Source organism: Tsukamurella paurometabola (assembly GCF_900631615.1).
In the GTDB taxonomy this organism is placed as follows: domain Bacteria; phylum Actinomycetota; class Actinomycetes; order Mycobacteriales; family Mycobacteriaceae; genus Tsukamurella; species Tsukamurella paurometabola_A.
In genome coordinates this window covers 4,279,518-4,298,429 of record NZ_LR131273.1, presented here as the reverse complement: position 1 = coordinate 4,298,429, position 18,912 = coordinate 4,279,518, and the positions used below count along the sequence as shown (strand labels likewise).

The window sequence follows — 18,912 nt, the reverse complement described above, 5'->3', positions numbered from 1 at the left end:
TGACCACCGACACAGCCCACGCCTCGTTCCGCCACCCCTGGAGCAGGGCGTATTGAAAGAAAGCACGGTGGTTTCAGTGACCCTTGACGCCAATTCGCCGATCGAGAAGCTTCCCGGCGGCACCGATGCCACGCAGGCGGGCCGGCACGACGCCGATCCCCGGGGCGGGCAGTCCGCCTCGGTCGAGTCCTTCTCGCTGGACGATCGGTACACGCGCGAAGAGGGCACGATCTACCTCACGGGTATTCAGGCCCTGGTCCGCATGGTGCGCGACCGGGCGCGGCTCGACCGCCGCCAGAATCTCAAGACGGGCTCGTTCATCTCCGGCTACGAGGGCTCGCCGCTCGCGGGCTACGACCTGGAGATCGCCAAGCGCACGAAGTACCTCAAGGACTTCGACATCGTCCACCGCCCCGGCCTCAACGAGGAGCTGGCCGCCACGTCGGTCATGGGTTCGCAGATCGCGGCGCAGGTCGGGCACCTCGACCGCGGCCTCGACGGCGTGACCGGCTACTGGTACGGCAAGGCCCCCGGCCTCGACCGCGCGACCGACGCGCTGCGACACGCCAACATGATCGGCACCCACCCCACGGGCGGCGCGGTCGCCCTCGTCGGCGACGACCCGGGCGCCAAGAGCTCGACGGTGCCGTGCGCCTCCGAGATGTCGCTGGCCGACCTCTACATGCCGATCCTCTACCCGGCCGACTCGCAGGACATCCTCGACCTCGGGGTGCACGCGGCGATCATGTCGCGCGTCTCGGGCCTGTGGACCTCGCTGAAGATCTCCGCGCACGTCGCGGACGGTTCGTCCACCGCGGACGTGCACCCCGACCGCATCCTGCCCGTCTACGGGGACCTGGGCACCAGCCCGCACGTGCCGTCCGGCCAGCTGCTCGGCGCGAAGCTGATGGAGCTCGAGCAGAACCAGCTCACCGTCCGCATGCCCCGTGCCACGGAGTACGCGCGGATCAACCGGCTCAACCGGATCACGGTGCGCTCCAGCGACGACCGGATCGGCATCGTCTGCGCCGGCAAGACCTACCTCGACGTGCGCGAGTCGCTGCGGCTCATCGGCATCGAGGACGGCGAGCTCAACCGCCTGGGCATCCGCATCCTCAAGATGGGCATGGTCTACCCGTTCGAGCGGCAGATCCTGCACGAGTTCATCGACGGGCTCGACGAGGTCATCGTCGTCGAGGAGAAGCGCGACTTCCTCGAGACCATGATGCGCGACATCCTGTTCCGGCACCCCGGCGCACCGAACATCGTGGGCAAGGCGAACGAGGACGGCTCGACGCTGTTCTCCCGCTTCGGCGAGCTGGACGTCGACTCCGTCTCCCGCGGTCTGGCGCAGCGCCTCGCCCGCGTGCACCACGTGCCCGCCGCCAAGGACTGGCTGGACCGCAAGGCCCAGGTCCGCACACGCATCGAGCTGCCGCTCGCCGCGCGCAGCCCCTACTTCTGCTCGGGCTGCCCGCACAACACCTCCACCAAGGTCGCCGACGACACGCTGGTCGGCGCCGGTATCGGCTGCCACGCCATGGTGCTGCTCATGGACCCGCAGCAGGTCGGCGACATCACCGGCGTCAGCCAGATGGGCGGCGAGGGCGCGCAGTGGGTCGGCATGGCCCCGTTCGTCACCGAGAAGCACTTCGTGCAGAACATCGGCGACGGCACGTTCATGCACTCGGGTTCGCTCGCACTGCGCCAGTCCGTGGCGTCGGGGGAGCGGATCACCTACAAGCTGCTGTTCAACGGCACCGTCGCCATGACGGGCGGCCAGGACCCCGTCGGCGAGATGACGCTCCCGCAGATCTGCACGCTGCTGCTCGCGGAGCGCGTCAGCAAGGTGGTCGTGACCTCCGACGATCCGAAGCGCACCAAGGCCCTCGGGCTGCCGAAGGGCATCGAGGTCCGCGACCGCGCCGACACCCTCGACGTGCAGCGGGAGCTCGCCGATATCGCCGGCGTCACCGTCCTCGTGCACGACCAGCACTGCGCCGCGGAGAAGCGGCGCAAGCGCAAGCGCGGCAAGTACCCGACGCCGAACCAGCGCGTGGTCATCAACGAGCGCATCTGCGAGGGCTGCGGCGACTGCGGCCAGAAGAGCAACTGCCTGTCGGTGCACCCGGTGGAGACCGAGTTCGGCCGCAAGACCCGGATCGATCAGAGCTCGTGCAACCTCGACTTCTCGTGCCTCAAGGGCGACTGCCCGTCGTTCGTGACGGTCACCCCGGGTGAGGTCGGGAAGGTCCGCAAGTCGGTGCCCGACATCACCGCCGAGTCGATCCCGCAGCCGAAGAAGGCCCGCCGCGAGGCCGACGGCATGGCGATCCGCATCACCGGCATCGGCGGTACGGGCGTGGTCACGGTCTCGCAGATCCTGGCCACCGCCACGGTGCTCGACGGTCACTCCGCGCGCACCGTCGACATGACCGGCATGGCCCAGAAGGGCGGCGCCGTGGTCTCCGACATCAAGGTCTCCGCGACGTACGTCGACCAGGCCGCGAAGGTCGCCTCGGGCGACTGCGACGTGTACCTGTCGTGCGACAGTCTCGTCGGCGTCGACCCGGCGAACCTCAAGGTGGCCTCGCCGGAGCGCACCACCTCGATCGTCTCCACCACCGAGGTGCCCACCGGTCAGATGGTGATCGACACCTCGGTCGGCTACCCCGACGCGCGGAGCATCCACGAGGCCATCGACCGCGCGTCGCTGCGCACCGTCTACCTCGATCCGGGCGACCTGACCCTGCAGCTGTTCGGCGACGAGCAGTACGCCAACCTGTTCATGGTCGGCGCTGCGTTCCAGACCGGCGCGCTGCCGATCAGCTCCGCGTCGATCGAGCGGGCCATCGAGCTCAACGGCGTGGCCGTGGAGAAGAACCTGCAGGCCTTCCGCCGTGGCCGCCAGTCGGTCTCGGACCCGGCGGGCGTGAAGGCGGCGATCGAGGCGCTGCACCCCGTGCCCGCCCCGGCCCCGGTCAGCGCGTTCGCCAAGGGGCTGGTCGCCGCGCTCGACGGCGGTTCGGAGGAGCTGCTGCGCCAGGTCGGAATCCGCGTCGACGAGCTCGTCGCGTACCAGGACAAGGCGTACGCGCAGCGGTACGTGGACGACGTGGCCCGCGTGTTCCGCGCGGAGCGGAGCTGGGGCTCGGAGGACCTGACCGCGGCCGTCGCGCACAATCTGCACAAGCTCATGGCCTACAAGGACGAGTACGAGGTGGCGCGGCTCTCGCAGGACGCCGGCTTCGCGGCGCAGGTCGCCGACGAGTTCGGTCCCGACGCCAAGAAGGCGATCCGCCTGCACCCGCCGACGCTGCGTGAGATGGGCCTGAAGAACAAGCTCGCCCTGGGCGAGTGGGTGAACCCGGGCATGAAGACGCTGGCCAAGATGAAGCGCCTGCGCGGCACCAGGCTCGACGTCTTCGGGATGACCGAGATGCGCCGTATGGAACGCTCGCTCATCGCCGAGTACCGCGCGCTGGTGGGCCTGATGATCGCCGCCGCCGAGGGTGGTCGCGTCGCGGAGCAGCAGCGCGAGCAGGTCGTCGCCCTGGCCGAGCTGCCGGACATGGTCCGCGGCTACGAGTCGGTCAAGACCGGCAACGTCGAGAAGTACCGCGCCGCCGTCCAGGCGCAGCTGGAGAAGCTGGGCTGGTAGCCCCGCCCGCCCTGGTTCGACGGTGACCGTCCCCCCGCCGGAGAGGCGGTCACCGTCGTTTCGGGGCTGCTCTCGCTAGGATCCGGGCGTGGGCGAGAGTGGGAGCAGCTGGGCCGAACGGATGTCGACTGCGAGTGTCGACGGTTTCGTCACGGCCCTGGACCGACAGGGACGGATGGACGTCGTTCGCGCGACGCGGGAGTGGGTTCGTGCGCGCCTCGCGATCGGACCGGGTTCGACGGTCATCGACGTGGGCTGCGGCACCGGTGATGAACTCGGCGAGCTGACCCGTCTCGTGGCTCCGGGCGGCAGGGCCATCGGCCTCGACCTGAATCCTCCGATGGCGCACGTTGCCCGGCGGCGGCTGAGCCGGGCGGAGGGAGTCCTGGTCGCGGCGGGTGAGGCAACCGCGCTTCCGGTCCCCGATGGTGCGGTCGACGCGGTGGTCTGTGAGCGGGTCCTGCAGCATCTCGGTCAGGAACCGGCCGACGCGGTGCGGGAATACGCGCGGGCGGTGCGAGGCGATGGGATCGTCGCGCTGACCGACTCGGACTGGTCGAGCCTGGAGATCCGGGTCGACGACGACGAGCGGGCGACTCGCCGCCTGCTCGACGTTCGCGCGCGCGTTCGGCTACCGTTCACTGCCAATCAAGGCGCAGGCGGGCGCCTCGGCGACTACCTGGAGGCTGCCGGGCTGACGGTCCTCGACCGGCGGGCGACCGTGCTCACCGACTTCGCGCCCGAACTCGTGCAGGGCGTCGCTGCAGGGGTGAATGCCTCGGCTGCGCAGGCGTTGTCCGCGTCCGACCTCGCGGATGTTCGGAGCACTGTCGACGATGCACTCGCCCGGGGTGCGCTTCGGATAGCCGTGCCATTTCACGCCGTGGTCGCACGGCGCTAGCCACTCGGCATCAGCACGCTCAACCATCACCTGATGTCTACGGTCAGCTGCGCGGCGTGGCCGCCGATCGGCGCAGTTCCGCAGGTCGCGAGGGTAGTTCGGCTGAGCCCGCCGGTGACTGCCGACGCGCTGCGGCGTGTCGCGCGTTCGATGCTTGCTTCGAACGCAGGTTCGCCTATAGTCGACGGTGTTCGACGTGAAAGTGAGCCGGCGAGAGCGCGCCCGATGTGGATGCGAGAACTTGTCAGAGGGTCCCTCTAGCGTCCGTAGCAACAGTAGAACCCAGCGCCGGCGGTACTTCCCACCCCGGCCCGAAGGACGGAGAGTCCCATGGCACCTGCACCCGCGGATCGCGATAAGGCCCTCGAGCTGGCGCTCGCCCAGATCGACAAGAACTACGGCAAGGGCTCGGTCATGCGCCTCGGGGACGAGGTGCGCCAGCCCATCGCAGTGATCCCCACCGGCTCCATCGCGCTGGACGTGGCGCTCGGCATCGGCGGCCTGCCGCGCGGCCGCGTCATCGAGGTCTACGGCCCCGAGTCCTCGGGTAAGACGACGGTGGCGCTGCACGCGGTCGCCGAGGCGCAGCGCAACGGCGGCATCGCGGCCTTCATCGACGCGGAGCACGCCCTCGATCCCGACTACGCCGCGAAGCTCGGCGTGGATACCGACGCGCTGCTCGTCTCGCAGCCGGATACGGGTGAGCAGGCGCTGGAGATCGCGGACATGCTGATCCGCTCCGGCGCACTCGACATCATCGTGATCGACTCGGTGGCGGCCCTGGTTCCCAAGGCCGAGATCGAGGGCGAGATGGGTGACAGTCACGTCGGCCTGCAGGCCCGCCTCATGAGCCAGGCGCTCCGCAAGATGACCGGCGCGCTGAACAACTCGGGCACCACCGCCATCTTCATCAATCAGCTGCGCGAGAAGATCGGCGTCATGTTCGGCTCGCCCGAGACCACCACGGGCGGTAAGGCGCTGAAGTTCTACGCCTCGGTCCGTCTGGATGTGCGCCGCATCGAGACCCTCAAGGACGGCACGGACGCCGTGGGCAACCGCACCCGCGTCAAGGTGGTCAAGAACAAGGTCTCGCCGCCGTTCAAGCAGGCCGAGTTCGACATCGTCTACGGCCAGGGCATCAGCCGCGAGGGCTCCATCATCGACATGGGCGTCACCGAGGGCTTCATCCGCAAGTCCGGCTCCTGGTACACGTACGACGGTGATCAGCTGGGCCAGGGCAAGGAGAACGCGCGCAAGTTCCTGATCGAGAACCCCGACATCCGCGACGAGATCGAAAAGCGGATCAAGGAGAAGCTCGGCGTGGGTGCCGATGTCACCGCCGACGCCGACGAGATCGCTCCCGCGCCTGTCGACTTCTAGGCCGCGATGGTGGACTACGCCGATGACGAGGTCGTCTCCCGGGGCCGGCGCCGCGGGCGACGACCTCGCGGCGAGGGGCCGGCGGAGGGCGAATCGCAGCAGCAGGAGCAGGACCCGGCCAAGCGTGAGGCGCTGGCCCGGGACCTGATCTACCGTGCGCTCGGGATGCGCGATCACTCGCGCGCCGAGCTGCGGAACAAGCTGGCTCGCCGCGGATTCGACGAGGACCTCACCGAGCGGATGCTCGACAAGTTCGTCGCCGCCGGCCTCATCGACGACGCCGCGTTCGCGCAGCGCTGGGTCCAATCCCGGCACCAGTTCTCCGGCCGTGGCCGCCGCGCCCTGGCGCAGGAGCTGCGTACGAAGGGCGTAGGCGAAGAAGAGGCCTCGGCCGCACTCGACACCGTCAGCCGCGAGGACGAGCGGGAACGCGCCGCGGAACTGGTGGAGCGCAAGCTCGCCCGCGTCGAGATCCCGGAGGACCGCGTCGAGCGGGACAAGCTGACCCAGCGGCTCGTCGGGATGCTGGGACGCCGCGGCTATCACCCGTCGCTCGCACTGTCCGTCGTTCTCGATGCGATCCGCGATAAAGCCGAGGCCGCGCAGGACTAGGGCGGACCGCGCCGGTGCGCTGGTGCAGCACCGCGAAGACCGCGGGGAATGGATCCCCAGTGCGAAGTGGAGCCCCCGGAGAACACTCCGGGGGCTTCGCTGCATCGGCACCCGTGCCCCTCAGGCCTTTCCAGAGGCGTGGGGGAGACGGTACGGTTCACCTCATGACTGCCGGAACGGCCTCGGGCCACGCACAGACGGGTGATCCGGCGAACGGTTGACGGCGCGATCTCCGCCGCTCGGAATCAGGCATCCCACACCCCGATTCCGAACCGAAGGAGATTCCATGCCCGCACGCTTCAACCACACCATCATCTTCGCCACGAACAGCGAGGAGTCCGCAGCCTTCTACCGCGACTATCTCGAGGCACGGCCGGCGCAGTCCTGGGGCCCGTTCACCAACCTCGAGATCGAGGACGGCGTCCTGCTGCAGATCGCGGCACCGCCGATCGACGTCCAGCCGCAGCACTACGCCTTCCTCGTCGACGACGACCACTTCGACCGCGCCTACGCGCGCCTCGTCGAACGCGGAGTCGACCACGCCGCCGACCCGTTCTGGAAGGAACCCGGTCGCATCAACCACGGGCACGGCGGTCGCGGCGTCTACGTGCGGGACCCCGCAGGGCACGGCATCGAATTGCTCACCCGGCCCTACCTCTAGCGGGCGGTGCACGGGGCACTCGTCGCTGCCAGGAAGCCGAGGTCGCCGATGCCCGCGACCAACCGGTCGGCGCCGCCGTCGCGCTCGATGGTCCGCCCGGCCTCCTCGTCGCCGACGGCTCGCCGCAGGGCACGCTCCCACTCGCCCGTTTCGAGCATCTGCCGCAGCGCGGCGTTGACCGCGTCGCGGGCGGCGTCGTCGCCGCGGGCGAGCCCGACCCCGTACCGTTCGACGGAGAAGGGGGAGCCCGCGGTGCGGAGCCGGCCGTCGACGCAGGTGTCCTTCGGCAGCAGCATGTCGACCAGGCGGAAGGCGTCCGGGCGCTGCGCGGCGAAGCCCGCGAGGATCACCTCGTCGGTCGTCACCGCGTCGACGGTGCGCCGGGCCAGCGCGTCCGCGCAGGCGGCATAGCTGTCGTACTCCAGGAGCCGCACGCCGGGCAGTAGGGAGGCGACCGTCCGCGCCGACGTCGAACCCGAGACCGAACAGAGCGTGCGATCCCGCCCGAGGTCGGAGACGGTCGCGATGGTGGTCTCGTCCTTCCGGACCAGCAGGCCCTGCCGCGTCGAGAGATACGGACCCGCGAACGTCACCTTCGCCGCGCGGGCGGCGTCGATCGAGTACGACGCAACGACGGCGTCCACCTCACCGTTGTCGATCAGTCGCTCCCGTTGCGGAGTCGGGCTCTCGCGCCAGGTGATCGTGGGCTCCGGCTTCCCGCGAGAGGCGGCCACCTCGCGGACCAGGTACCGGGCGAGGTCGATGTCGAAGCCCGAGTACTGCCCGTCGGCGCCGCGCAGGGCGAGCCCGGGCTGGTCGGCCTTCACCCCGAGGATCACGGCACCGCTGTCGATGGAGCGGAGGAGGCTCCGTGGCGACGGCCCCGAACACGCGCAAAGCGCGGCCACGAGCACTGTCACCAGTGCCGCGGCCGCGCTCGCGCGGTGTCCCGGAGGCACGGCGGTCAGTCGCCGTAGTCCTGTCGCAGATCCTTGTGCTTCGGGTCCGGGTGGGTGGTCTCCAGGACCTCCTTCGACATGAGCCCGGGTTCCGGGAGCGGTGCGATCGGCGCATCGACGATCATCTTCTTCTTCCGGCCCTCACGCAGGTTCTTCTCGATGTTCGATGCCAGCGTGGACAGGCCGAAGTTGATGAGGATCATGATGATCGCGACCACGATGAGCGAGGGGATCACGTTGCCCCACTCGTTGCCCGCCTGGATGCCGGACTTCACCACCTCGATGTAGCCGATCTGATAGCCGAGGGCGCTGTCCTTCAGGGCGATGACCATCTGCGAGATCAGTGCCGGCAGCATCGCGGCCACGGCCTGGGGGAGCAGGATCAGCCGCATCGTCTGGCTCTTGCGCAGGCCGAGTGCCTTCGCCGCCTCGAACTGGCCCTGCGGCAGCGAGTTGATGCCCGAGCGCAGGATCTCCGCGATGACGGAACCGTTGTACAGCGTGAGGCCGAAGACCACGGCGAAGAAGGCGATGTAGTCCGAGGTGAACACCTTGTACACGCCGAACACGATGTACAGGAAGTAGATCAGGATCAGCACCGGGATCGCGCGGAAGAACTCGACGATCGCGCCCGTCGCCCACCGCACCGACCGGTGGTCGGAGAGGCGGCCGATGCCGAGGAAGGCGCCCATGATCATCGCGAGGATGATCGACGCGAGGGCCGCCTTGAAGGTGCCCCACAGGCCCGGGAGGATGTACGTGCCCCAGTAGTTCTTATCGACGAAGGGCTCGAGCTTCTCCTGGTCGAACTGGCCGTTCGCGGCGAAAGCCGTGATCACCCAGGCGAACAGGGCGACCAGCACCACGATGAAGGCCACCGCGATGATGTTGTTGCGCACTCGGGCCTTGGGGCCCGGCGCATCGTAGAGGACGGTCGATGTGGCCTTCGTGCTCATCGCTTCACCGCCAGTCGCTTGGCGAAGTAGCCGAAGACGGCTCCCTCGAAGAGTGTGATCACCATGAAGCAGGCCGCGAAGATCACGAAGATCAGGATCAGCTGGTCGCTGTGCAACTCGAGTTGCTCCTTCATCAGCAGGGCCGCCTCACCGACGCCGATGATCGACGCGATGGTGGTGTTCTTGGTGAGCGCGATGAGCACGCTGCCCATCGGCGCGATGACCGCGCGGCCGGCCTGCGGCAGCACGATCAGCTGGAACACCTGCATGAACGACAGTCCCAGTGAACGCGCGGCCTCGGCCTGGCCGAGGGGGACGGTGTTGAAGCCCGACCGCAGGGTCTCGCAGACGAACGTGGCCGTGTAGACGATGAAGCCGATCACGGCCAGCCAGAAGTTGTTGTTCTCCGTGAAGTTCGCGTTGTTCGGCGCCAGCGCGAGCCCCATGTTCTGGTACAGGCCGAGCGACAGGAACAGGATGATCAGCGTCAGCGGCGTGTTCCGGACGACGTTGACGTACCAGGTGCCGAACACCCGCATCGCCGGGACCGGCGAGACGCGCATGCCCGCGAGGATCGTGCCCCAGATGGTGGCGCCGATCGCAGAGAAGAAGGTCAGCTTGATGGTCACCCAGAAAGCCGGCCACAGCTGTGGCCCGAGGTCTTCCCACATGTCAGACACCTGCCTTCGTGCACTGCGCCTGCGGATCGGTCTTGGGCAGCGTCATCGTCTGGCCGTTCACCGTGACCTTCACGTTGCCGTCCTTGTCGGGCAGCAGCCAGCTCTGGTCGCCGGGGACGGCGACGAGCACGGACTTGGGCTTTCCGCCGTCGACGGGGCGTCCCTGCTCGATCATCGTGTTCGCGTACTCGCCCAGGTTCTCCCGTAGCGCCTTGAACAGTTCGTTGTCGGGGTTGGCGTAGGCGAGTCCGGTGAACGTGGCGACCGCGGTCGCGGGGACCACGCACGTCGGGACCGACGGGACGGCCTCCGCGTCGTAGGTGGCGGTGCCCTGCTCGCCCAGCATCATCTGCCGCAGCGCCTTGTTGACCTCGCTCAGCGCCTCCGCGTCACCCTTGCGCAGGCCGATGCCGTAGCGCTCGGTGGAGAACTGGTCGCCCTTCTTCTTCTCCGTCTTGGTGCCCGTGCTGCTCGTGAGAGTCACGTCCTTCGGATAGGTCATCGGGACGATGTCGAACTCGCCGGGGTACTTCGCCTGGAAGCCGGCGAGGATCGTCGCGTCGGTCGTCAGCGCGTCCAGCACGCCGCGGCGCACGCCCTCGACGCACGAGGCGTATCCGTCGTACTGCTGCAGCTGGACGTTCGGGAGCGCCGCCTTGACGTTGATCGCCGAAGTCGAGCCCGAGACGGAGCACAGCTTGCGGCCCGAGTTGAGGTCCTCGAGGCTCTTGATCGGGTTGGCGGTCTTCTTGCTCACCAGCAGCGCCTGGTAGGTGGTCAGATACGGGCCGGCGAACGTCACCTTCTTGGTGCGCGCCGCACTGATCGAGTACGTGGCGGCGATCATGTCGACCTCGCCGTTCTCGATCATGCGCTCACGGAGCGGAGACGGGGTCTCCTTCCAGGTGATCTTCGGCTCGGACCAGCCGTTGTTCTTCGCGATCTGCTTGACCACGAACTCCGAGACGTCCACGTCGGAGCCGGAGTGCGACTTGTCGGGGTTGCGGTTCGCGAGGCCGGGCTGGTCGTACTTGGTGCCCAGCACGACGTCGCCGCTCTTGATCGACGCGAGCAGACTGCGCGGAGTGTCCGTGCCGCACGCGGAGACGAGGGGGACGGTGACGAGGGCCGCGGCGACGGCCGCGAACGCGCCCCGCCACCGACGGGTTCGAGTGTTCTGCGGTGTCGTCATCAGTGCCCCAGGATCTTGCCGAGGAAGTCCTTGGCGCGGTCCGACTCCGGTGCGGTGAAGAAGGACTCGGGATCGGTGTCCTCGACGATCTCGCCGTCGGCCAGGAACAGGATGCGGTCGGCCGCCTTGCGTGCGAAGCCCATCTCGTGGGTCACGCACACCATCGTCATGCCCTCCTTGGCGAGGCCGACCATGACGTCGAGCACCTCGTTGACCATCTCGGGGTCGAGCGCCGAGGTGGGCTCGTCGAAGAGCATGACTTTGGGGCCCATGGCGAGAGCGCGGGCGATCGCGACGCGCTGCTGCTGGCCGCCGGACAGCTGGGCCGGGTACTTGTCCTTCTGGGCGACGATGCCGACCCGGTCGAGCAGCTCCAGCGCGCGCTTCTCGGCATCCGCCTTCGACTGCTTGCGCACCTTGATCGGCCCGAGCGTGACGTTGTCGAGGATCGTCTTGTGGGCGAAGAGGTTGAACGACTGGAAGACCATGCCGACCTCGGCGCGCAGGCCCGCGAGGCCCCGGCCCTCCTCGGGCAGGAGCGCACCGTCGATCTTGATCGTGCCGGAGTCGATGGGCTCGAGCCGGTTGATGGTGCGGCACAGCGTCGACTTGCCGGAGCCCGAGGGCCCGAGCATCACGACGACCTGGCCCTTGGGGACCGTCAGGTTGATGTTCTTGAGCACGTGGAGGTTGCCGAAGTGCTTCTCCACCGAGTCGATCTCGATCATCGGAGCGGAGCCTGTGGGCTCGTTCGCGGGAGTGGTCATTTCTTGAGCCTAGGAGTTCCGACGTTTCGCTCGCGTTAACTCGGGCGGATTGGTACCGGAAATCTGGGGAAGGGGTTGATTTGCTCCCGGCGATTATCCTGGTGAGGTGATCGAAGCAGCCCCTGCCAGCCGAACGTACGAGGTCCGCACCTACGGGTGCCAGATGAACGTGCACGATTCCGAGCGCCTCTCCGGCCTGCTCGAGGAGGCCGGCTACGTGCGTGCGGACGGCGGCGAGCAGGCCGACCTGGTGGTCTTCAACACGTGCGCGGTCCGGGAGAACGCGGACAACAAGCTGTACGGGAACCTCAGCCACCTCGCGCCGATCAAGCGCGAGCGGCCGGGCATGCAGATCGCCGTCGGCGGCTGTCTGGCACAGAAGGACCGCGGCACCGTCGTCAAGAAGGCTCCCTGGGTCGACGTGGTCTTCGGTACCCACAACATCGGGTCCCTCCCGACGCTGCTCGAGCGCGCCCGGCACAACGAGAAGGCCGAGGTCGAGATCAAGGAGGCGCTGGACGCCTTCCCGTCGACGCTGCCCGCGCGCCGCGAGAGCGCCTACGCGGGGTGGGTCTCCATCTCGGTCGGCTGCAACAACACCTGCACGTTCTGCATCGTGCCGAGCCTGCGCGGCAAGGAGGTCGACCGCCGGCCGGGCGACATCCTCGCCGAGGTGCAGGCCCTCGTCGACCAGGGCGTCTCCGAGGTCACGCTGCTCGGGCAGAACGTCAACGCCTACGGCGTGAACTTCGCCGACCCCGAGTTGCCGCGGGACCGCGGCGCCTTCGCCGACCTGCTGCGCGCGTGCGGCCGCATCGAGGGCCTCGAGCGCGTCCGCTTCACCAGCCCGCATCCCGCCGAGTTCACCGACGACGTGATCGACGCCATGGCGGAGACGCCGAACATCTGCCCGCAGCTGCACATGCCGCTGCAGTCCGGCTCGGACCGGGTGCTCAAGGAGATGCGCCGCAGCTACCGCAGCACGAAGTTCCTCGGCATCCTCGACAAGGTCCGCGCGCGGATCCCGCACGCCGCGATCACCACGGACATCATCGTCGGCTTCCCCGGGGAGACCGAGGAGGACTTCCAGGCGACGCTCGACGTGGTCGAGAAGGCCCGGTTCAGCTCCGCGTTCACGTTCCAGTACTCCATCCGCCCCGGTACCCCCGCCGCAGAGCTCCCCGACCAGTTGCCGAAGAAGGTCGTGCAGGAGCGCTACGACCGCCTCATCGCGCTGCAGGAGCGGATCACGCTCGAGGAGAACCGGAAGCAGGTGGGCCGCCGCGTCGAGCTGCTCGTCGCGTTGGGGGAGGGACGCAAGGACGCCGAGACCAAGCGCATGTCGGGGCGTGCCCGCGACGGCCGGCTCGTGCACTTCGCCGGCGACGAGGGCATCCGCCCGGGCGACGTCGTCGAGGTCGTCGTCACCGGCGCGGCGCCGCACCACCTCGTCGCCGACGACGGAGTGCTCAGCCACCGTCGCACGCGGGCGGGCGACAACGCCGAGGCCTCCATCACGCCGGTCACCGCTCCGGTCGGCGTCGGACTGGGGCTCCCTCCCGTCGGCCGTCCGGCCGCCCCCGCGGAGCCGTCGTCGACGGGGTGTTCGGCCTGCTGACCCGCTCTACGACGACCTGTAGGAGACACGGGTCGACGCGGGGTGGACAATGGATGCCATGAACGCCGACAGCGAGAACCCCCGGAGCGCCGACGAGCTGGAGAGCCTGCGCTCGCAGGTCGAGTCGGTCGAGCGGAAGCTCGCCGGCGAGTTCCAGGTCAGTCCGCGCATCCTCGTGGCCGCGATCGCCGTCGTCGCGGTGATCGGATCGCTCGCGCTGCCGCACACCGGCTCTGTCACGGGAATCGAGATCATCACCGGCGATCCGCACATCGACGGGAGCTCACTGGTCATCGTGTCGAAGATCTTCGTCTGGTTCGAGGTGCTGTTCGGGGTCTTCGCCTCCGGTGCGGCGCTGCTCACGCGGCGGTGGGCGTTGTCCGTGATCGCCGGCGCCGGCTGTGGCGTGGCCGTGGTGTTCGGACTCCTCTCGGTATGGTCGCGGCAGACCCCCGGCCTGCACGGCGAGCCGCCGACGGGCGCCGGGATCGGCCTGTTCCTCGGCTGGTTCGCGATGATCGTCCTCGCGGTCGTGTGGATCAAGACCATCTGGGCGCGAACGCCCTACCAGCTCGCCGCCGAGCGGGAGCGTCGCGATGCCGCCCAGGAGTGGGAGGATTTCGCGCGCTCCAACCGCATCGGCACCCAGCCGCCGCGCCCGCAGCGCCCGACGGACCAGTCCTGACTCTCACTCGTCGCCGTGGATCCGGGCGCGCAGCCGCCGGATCAGGTCCCGTTCATCCTCGGGCGCGACGGTGCGCTCGGGCGCGACGGTGCGCTCGGGCGCGTCGGCCGGCTCGGCCGCGCGCGTGACCAATTCCGCGAGGTAGGTCTCGGGGTGGTCGAGGAAGCGCCGCCAGTGCCGGACCAGTTCCAGATCGCGCCACGGGGTGGCAGCCGGGCCGGTCGGCGTCATCTCGACGATCTGCGCGTCGGGCAGTGCCGTGAGGATCGGGGAATGCGTCGCGCAGATGATCTGTGAACCGCTGTCGCGCAGCCGACCGAAGAGCGCGACGAGCCGCAGGCACGAGTGGAAGGAGAGCGCCGACCCGGGCTCGTCGAAGACGTAGAAGCCCGGCTCGGTGAGCATGGCCTCGAAGATGCTGAAGAAGCCCTCGCCGTGGCTCTGGACGTCGATGTCGCTCCAGTAGCCGTGCTTTCCGTTGTACCGCTCGTTCATCTCGAGGACGGTCTCGGCGCGGAGGAAGAAGCCGTGTCGGGCCGTCCGCGGACCCCGGCGCATCGCCCAGCCCCGGTGGGTCAGGTCCAGGACCATCGCCTCGCCCAGCGGTGTCTTCTCGGTGTCCAGGTTGCCGCCCAGGACGGCGGCGCGTCCGCCGCGCGCATCGAGCCCGAACTGCTCAGCCACGGCCTCGACCAGGGTCGACTTACCGGAACCGTTCTCGCCGACGAGGAAGGTGACCGGCGCGGTCAACGGGAGGGCCGCTCCGGCGAGGAGTGGCTTCAGGGCCGGGACGTCGCGTACCCACCGGGGTAGGCCGGCACCGGACGCGCCGACGGAGATCCGCTCGACGAACACGATCCCGCGGTGGCTACCGGTTCTCGACCGCGCCCTCCGCGGCGTCGGCCCACTCGCGCCACTGCTGCGCCTGCTCGCGCAGCCGCACCGCGTCCTTGGTCTTGCCCGCCTTCTCGGCCTTCTCCGCCTGCTCCTCGAACTGCGCGACGCGGTCCCGGAACTGCGCGGCGCGGGCCGCGGCCTCGGGGTCGGTGCGGCGCCACTGGGTCTCGTCCGCGGCCTTGACCTTCTTCTCCAGCGCGCGGATACCCGCCTCCAGCGAGCCCATCTGGTCGCGCGGGACCTTACCGATCGCCTCCCACTTGTCCTGCAGCTCGCGCAGCACGGACTTCTGCGCGGACAGGCTCTGGGCCGACTCGATGCGCGGGGTGTACTCGTCGAGCAGCGCCTGCTTGGCCTTGCCGTTCTCCGCGAACTCGGCATCGCGTTCACTCGCGGCGGCGTTGCGGGCGGAGAAGAACTCGTCCTGGATGCCCTTGAACCGCGCCCACAGCGCGTCGTCGGTGTCGCGGGGCGCGCGACCCGCGGCCTTCCACTTGGCGAGCAGGTCCCGGAACTTCGCCGAGGTCTCGCCCCAGGACGTGTCGTTCTTGAGCTTCTCCGCCTCGGCGATCAGCTCCTCCTTGCGCGCCTTCGCTCCGGCGCGCTCACGATCGAGCTCGGCGAAGTGCGCGCCGCGCCGCTTGTTGAAGGCGTCGCGGGCCTTGGAGTAGCGCTTCCACAGCGCGTCGTCGGTCTTGCGATCGACGCCCTTGATCGTCTTCCACTCGTCGAGCAGCGCACGCATCCGGTCGCCGGCGGTCTTCCACTGGGTGGCCTCGGCCGCGATCTGCTCGGCCTCCGCGGCGAGCGCCTCCTTGCGGGCGATGCCCTCGGCGCGGCTGCGCTCGCGCTCCGCCTGCGCGGTCACGATCGCGGTGTCGGCGCCGGTGAGCAGCGCCCCGACACGAGCGGCGAGGCCGTCGAGGTCACCCACGACCGCGGCCGTGGGCAGGCCGTCAGCGATCTGCTGCGCGGCCGTGCGGATCTTCTTCGGGTCACTGGTTCCACTGGCGAGGCGCTCCTCGAGGACCTCCACCTCGGTGGCGAGCTCGTCGTACTTGCGGCCGTAGTGCGCGAGGCCCTCGGCGGACTCGCCGGCCTGCCAGGATCCGACGGCGCGTTCGCCGCCCGAGGTCACGACGTACACGGTGCCGTCCTCGTCGACCCGGCCGTGCTTGGTCGGATCGGAGGCCGGGCGGGTGCGCGGCGCCGGCTGCGCGGCGGCCGGCGCGTGCGGGCGCGGCCCACCGGGGCGGGGGCCGGGGTGCGGCTTGGGGCCGGGCCGGGCGCCGGGGGTCGGCTTGGGAGCGGCGTTCTCGATCGGAGCGGTCTCGGCGATCGGGTCGTTCTCGGCCACGGGGTTCCCCTTCGTCTGCGCCGCGCGTCACGGCTGCCGGTCGTCACGGACCCGCACAGCGCGCGGGCCCGGATCCATTGAAGCACTCCGCGGGCGCCCCGGCGCGATCGATTAGCGTTCTTCTCGTGCACCCGTCCCAGCGCAACCGCCGGCCCGTCGCCGTGATCCCGGGCGCCCCGCTGCTCGTTCCCGAGCTGGTGGGGACGCCGGGCGACCCGGACGCGGACCGGCTGCGCAGTGCCGCGCTCGCCGCGGGCGCCTGGCTCGGCGCTCGCGCGGGCACCTGGCGTGTCATCGCTGCGGAGCCCGTGACCAGGGACGACGAGGCATCCGCCGGAACCCTCGCGGGATTCGGTGCCGACGTGATCGTCACGACGGGGCCCGGCGCACCGTCGAACGACCTGCCGCCCAGCTCCGCCTGGCCCGTCCCGCTGCTGCTCGCCGCGTGGCTCCGGGGCGCTGCCGCCCCGTCGGCCCGGATCGTCGACGGCGACGATGCCGAGGGCCTGCTCTTCGTCCTCGACGGCCCGAACACCCTGACGGCCCGCGCGCCCGGCGGACACCGGCCCGAGGACCTGGAGGTCTTCGACGCGCAGGTGGCGGCCGTCTGCGAGGGCGGCGCTGCCGAAGGGCTCGACGAGGCCTGGCGGGCGGCCGCAGCGGCCTGCGCAGGCGGGCCCGTCGACGTCCTCTACCGCGGCGCCCCGTTCGGCGTCGGCTATCTCGTCGCGACCGGTGGCACACCGGAGGGCGGGGGAGCGTGGTGAGCCCGCGGCCGGTCGCCGTCGTCGGCCCGACCGCCACGGGCAAGTCGGATCTCGCGCTCGACCTCGCCGAACGGCTCGACGGCGAGATCATCAACATCGATGCGATGCAGATGTATCGCGGCATGGACATCGGCACGGCGAAGCTGCCGGTCGACGAGCGGCGCGGCATCCCGCACCACCAGCTCGACGTCCTCGACGTGACCGAGACGGCGACGGTCGCCGCGTATCAGGAGCGGGCGCGTGCCGACGCCGAAGCGCTGCTCGGCGCGGGGCGTACCCCGGTGATCGTCGGTGGCTCGATGATGTACTTCCAGGCCCTGCTCGACGAATGGAGCTTCCCCGCGACCGACCCGGACGTGCGGCGACGGTTCGAGGATCGGCTCGCCGACATCGGGCCGCTCGCTCTGCACCGCGAACTCGCGGCCCTCGACCCCGCCGCAGGCGCGAAGATCCTGACCACCGACGGCCGGCGGATCGTCCGCGCCCTCGAAGTCGTGACCATCACCGGGGAGCCCTTCGCCGCGTCGGCGCCCGAGATCGGCCCGGCCCGGTGGGACACCGCGATCGTCGCGCTCGATCGGGACACGGAGGAACTCGACGCCCGTATCGACCTGCGCACCCGGCGCATGTTCGATACCGGCCTCGTCGACGAGGTCCGCGCGCTCGAGGACCGCGGTCTGCGCGACGGCGTCACCGCATCCCGCGCGATCGGCTACGCCCAGGTCCTCGCCGCCTTCGACGGCGAGTACGACCTCGACCAGGCGCGCGAACTGACCTTCATCGGCACGCGCCGGTACGTCCGCCGGCAGCGGTCCTGGTTCCGGCGCGACCCGCGCGTGGTCTGGCTCGACGGGGCCGCCCCGGACCTGCTCGATGCCGCGCTCGCCGCGCACGCCGCGCCGGCGTGGCGGCCGTGAGGCGCCCGTAGACTGTCCGCATGACCGCAGTCGACTTCCTCAAGGGCCACGGCACGGAGAACGATTTCGTGATCCTCCCGGACCCGGGCGTCGACCTCGATCTCACCTCCGAGCTGGTGGCCGCGCTGTGCGACCGGCGCGCCGGCATCGGCGGCGACGGCGTGCTCCGCGCGGCGCGCGCGGGCGACCTGCTGGACGCGGGCGTCCTCGACGCCCTGCCCGAGGGCGTCGCCCGCGACGACTGGTTCATGGACTACCGCAACTCCGACGGATCGATCGCCGAGATGTGCGGCAACGGCGTCCGCGTCTTCGCCCACTTCCTGGCCGCGAACGCCCTGGTCGCGGGCGACGAGTTCACGGTCGGTTCCCGCGCCGGCGCCAAGCCGGTGCGCGTGCACCACGCCGATCCTGAGAACGCCGAGGTCTCCGTCTCGATGGGGGCGCCCCGGGTCTTCGGCGCCTCGTCGGCCGGGGTCGATGGCCGCGACCTGGCCGGTATCGCCGTCGACGTGGGCAACCCCCACCTCGCCTGCGTCGTTCCGGGGCTCACCGAGCAGGACCTGCACGCGCTCGATGTCGCGAGCGCCCCCACCTTCGATCACGGGCTCTTCCCGCACGGCACCAACGTGGAGGTGCTGACCCCCCTCGTGGACGGCACGACGCCATCGGGTGCCGACGGCGCCGTGCACATGCGCGTGCACGAGCGCGGCTCGGGGGAGACCCGGTCCTGCGGGACCGGCACCGTCGCCGCCGCCGTCGCGGCCCTGCGGGCGGCGGACCGCGAGACCGGCGTCGTCGACGTGCACGTGCCCGGCGGTGTCGTGACCGTCACGGTCGAGGCCGACGGTGCCGTGCTCCGCGGTCCCAGCCGCCTCGTGGCGTCGGGCACTGCGCGCCTGTAG

17 protein-coding genes are annotated in these 18,912 nt (G+C 70.0%); 10 read left to right on the top strand and 7 right to left on the bottom strand.

Annotation, left to right across the window (positions count from 1 at the left end; genetic code table 11):
- Window positions 1-76: 76 nt before the first annotated feature.
- From ELY19_RS21385 to ELY19_RS21365, 5 genes are all read left to right on the top strand, one after another.
- The gene (locus tag ELY19_RS21385) at window positions 77-3,661 is read left to right on the top strand and encodes an indolepyruvate ferredoxin oxidoreductase family protein (protein WP_126198277.1); all 3,585 of its coding nucleotides are present in this window, start codon (window positions 77-79) and stop codon (window positions 3,659-3,661) included.
- Window positions 3,662-3,749: 88 nt separating this feature from the next.
- Window positions 3,750-4,562: a methyltransferase domain-containing protein gene (locus ELY19_RS21380; RefSeq protein ID WP_126198276.1), complete on the top strand. Its 813-nt coding sequence runs from the start codon at window positions 3,750-3,752 to the stop codon at window positions 4,560-4,562.
- Window positions 4,563-4,892: 330 nt separating this feature from the next.
- Window positions 4,893-5,942: a recombinase RecA gene (gene recA / locus ELY19_RS21375; RefSeq protein WP_126198275.1), complete on the top strand. Its 1,050-nt coding sequence runs from the start codon at window positions 4,893-4,895 to the stop codon at window positions 5,940-5,942.
- A 9-nt stretch (window positions 5,943-5,951) separates the two neighbouring features.
- Complete coding sequence (locus ELY19_RS21370) at window positions 5,952-6,554, top strand: regulatory protein RecX (RefSeq protein ID WP_227967011.1); 603 nt, start codon at window positions 5,952-5,954, stop codon at window positions 6,552-6,554.
- 286 nt (window positions 6,555-6,840) lie between these two features.
- Window positions 6,841-7,215 carry a VOC family protein gene (locus tag ELY19_RS21365; RefSeq protein WP_126198273.1) on the top strand — a complete coding sequence of 125 codons (375 nt, stop codon included), beginning with the start codon at window positions 6,841-6,843 and terminating at the stop codon, window positions 7,213-7,215.
- Here ELY19_RS21365 and ELY19_RS21360 read toward each other — a convergent pair.
- The 5 genes from ELY19_RS21360 to ELY19_RS21340 are packed head-to-tail and all read right to left on the bottom strand — an operon-like array spanning window position 7,212 to window position 11,730.
- Window positions 7,212-8,174 (bottom strand): glutamate ABC transporter substrate-binding protein, encoded by a 963-nt coding sequence (locus ELY19_RS21360; protein WP_518165999.1) that lies wholly within the window; start codon window positions 8,172-8,174, stop codon window positions 7,212-7,214. The genes ELY19_RS21365 and ELY19_RS21360 overlap by 4 nt on opposite strands.
- 5 nt (window positions 8,175-8,179) lie before the next feature.
- A complete protein-coding gene (locus ELY19_RS21355; RefSeq protein ID WP_126198272.1) occupies window positions 8,180-9,130 on the bottom strand; it encodes an amino acid ABC transporter permease in 951 nt (316 codons plus the stop codon).
- Window positions 9,127-9,810: an amino acid ABC transporter permease gene (locus tag ELY19_RS21350; protein ID WP_126198271.1), complete on the bottom strand. Its 684-nt coding sequence runs from the start codon at window positions 9,808-9,810 to the stop codon at window positions 9,127-9,129. Before ELY19_RS21350 ends, ELY19_RS21355 begins: the two co-directional genes overlap by 4 nt.
- Window positions 9,803-11,002, bottom strand: coding sequence for a transporter substrate-binding domain-containing protein (locus ELY19_RS21345; protein ID WP_126198270.1), 1,200 nt, complete (start codon window positions 11,000-11,002; stop codon window positions 9,803-9,805). The genes ELY19_RS21350 and ELY19_RS21345 overlap by 8 nt, the downstream gene beginning before the upstream one ends.
- Window positions 11,002-11,730, bottom strand: a complete 729-nt coding sequence (locus ELY19_RS21340) for an amino acid ABC transporter ATP-binding protein (RefSeq protein WP_126198980.1) — start codon at window positions 11,728-11,730, stop codon at window positions 11,002-11,004. The genes ELY19_RS21345 and ELY19_RS21340 overlap by 1 nt, the downstream gene beginning before the upstream one ends.
- Window positions 11,731-11,932: 202 nt before the next feature.
- On the opposite strand from ELY19_RS21340, the gene miaB reads away from it, so the two are divergent.
- Together miaB and ELY19_RS21330 are read left to right on the top strand one after the other, a co-directional pair.
- Window positions 11,933-13,387, top strand: coding sequence for a tRNA (N6-isopentenyl adenosine(37)-C2)-methylthiotransferase MiaB (miaB, locus tag ELY19_RS21335; RefSeq protein ID WP_232015597.1), 1,455 nt, complete (start codon window positions 11,933-11,935; stop codon window positions 13,385-13,387).
- Window positions 13,388-13,445: 58 nt separating this feature from the next.
- Window positions 13,446-14,072 carry an Rv2732c family membrane protein gene (locus tag ELY19_RS21330; protein WP_227967006.1) on the top strand — a complete coding sequence of 209 codons (627 nt, stop codon included), beginning with the start codon at window positions 13,446-13,448 and terminating at the stop codon, window positions 14,070-14,072.
- 3 nt (window positions 14,073-14,075) lie between these two features.
- Here the strand turns inward: ELY19_RS21330 and ELY19_RS21325 are convergent, their stop codons facing one another.
- Together ELY19_RS21325 and ELY19_RS21320 are read right to left on the bottom strand one after the other, a co-directional pair.
- A complete protein-coding gene (locus ELY19_RS21325) occupies window positions 14,076-14,927 on the bottom strand; it encodes an AAA family ATPase (protein ID WP_197715947.1) in 852 nt (283 codons plus the stop codon).
- A 13-nt stretch (window positions 14,928-14,940) separates the two neighbouring features.
- Window positions 14,941-16,326 carry a DUF349 domain-containing protein gene (locus tag ELY19_RS21320; protein ID WP_126198268.1) on the bottom strand — a complete coding sequence of 462 codons (1,386 nt, stop codon included), beginning with the start codon at window positions 16,324-16,326 and terminating at the stop codon, window positions 14,941-14,943.
- Between the two features lie 125 nt (window positions 16,327-16,451).
- On the opposite strand from ELY19_RS21320, the gene ELY19_RS21315 reads away from it, so the two are divergent.
- The 3 genes from ELY19_RS21315 to dapF are packed head-to-tail and all read left to right on the top strand — an operon-like array spanning window position 16,452 to window position 18,912.
- On the top strand, window positions 16,452-17,093 hold the full coding sequence (locus ELY19_RS21315) for a hypothetical protein (protein ID WP_126198267.1): 642 nt from the start codon (window positions 16,452-16,454) through the stop codon (window positions 17,091-17,093).
- On the top strand, window positions 17,090-18,010 hold the full coding sequence (gene miaA, locus ELY19_RS21310) for a tRNA (adenosine(37)-N6)-dimethylallyltransferase MiaA (RefSeq protein ID WP_126198266.1): 921 nt from the start codon (window positions 17,090-17,092) through the stop codon (window positions 18,008-18,010). The genes ELY19_RS21315 and miaA overlap by 4 nt, the downstream gene beginning before the upstream one ends.
- Window positions 18,011-18,030: 20 nt before the next feature.
- Window positions 18,031-18,912 carry a diaminopimelate epimerase gene (gene dapF / locus ELY19_RS21305; protein WP_126198265.1) on the top strand — a complete coding sequence of 294 codons (882 nt, stop codon included), beginning with the start codon at window positions 18,031-18,033 and terminating at the stop codon, window positions 18,910-18,912.

Bases quoted from the DNA above. Each gene is read 5' to 3' on its own strand.
- ELY19_RS21355 (WP_126198272.1), bottom strand. From the start codon at position 9,130: ATGAGCACGAAGGCCACATCGACCGTCCTCTACGATGCGCCGGGCCCC.
- ELY19_RS21365 (WP_126198273.1), top strand. From the start codon at position 6,841: ATGCCCGCACGCTTCAACCACACCATCATCTTCGCCACGAACAGCGAG.
- miaB (WP_232015597.1), top strand. From the start codon at position 11,933: ATGAACGTGCACGATTCCGAGCGCCTCTCCGGCCTGCTCGAGGAGGCC.
- recA (WP_126198275.1), top strand. From the start codon at position 4,893: ATGGCACCTGCACCCGCGGATCGCGATAAGGCCCTCGAGCTGGCGCTC.
- ELY19_RS21345 (WP_126198270.1), bottom strand. From the start codon at position 11,002: ATGACGACACCGCAGAACACTCGAACCCGTCGGTGGCGGGGCGCGTTC.
- ELY19_RS21340 (WP_126198980.1), bottom strand. From the start codon at position 11,730: ATGATCGAGATCGACTCGGTGGAGAAGCACTTCGGCAACCTCCACGTG.
- ELY19_RS21330 (WP_227967006.1), top strand. From the start codon at position 13,446: ATGAACGCCGACAGCGAGAACCCCCGGAGCGCCGACGAGCTGGAGAGC.
- dapF (WP_126198265.1), top strand. From the start codon at position 18,031: ATGACCGCAGTCGACTTCCTCAAGGGCCACGGCACGGAGAACGATTTC.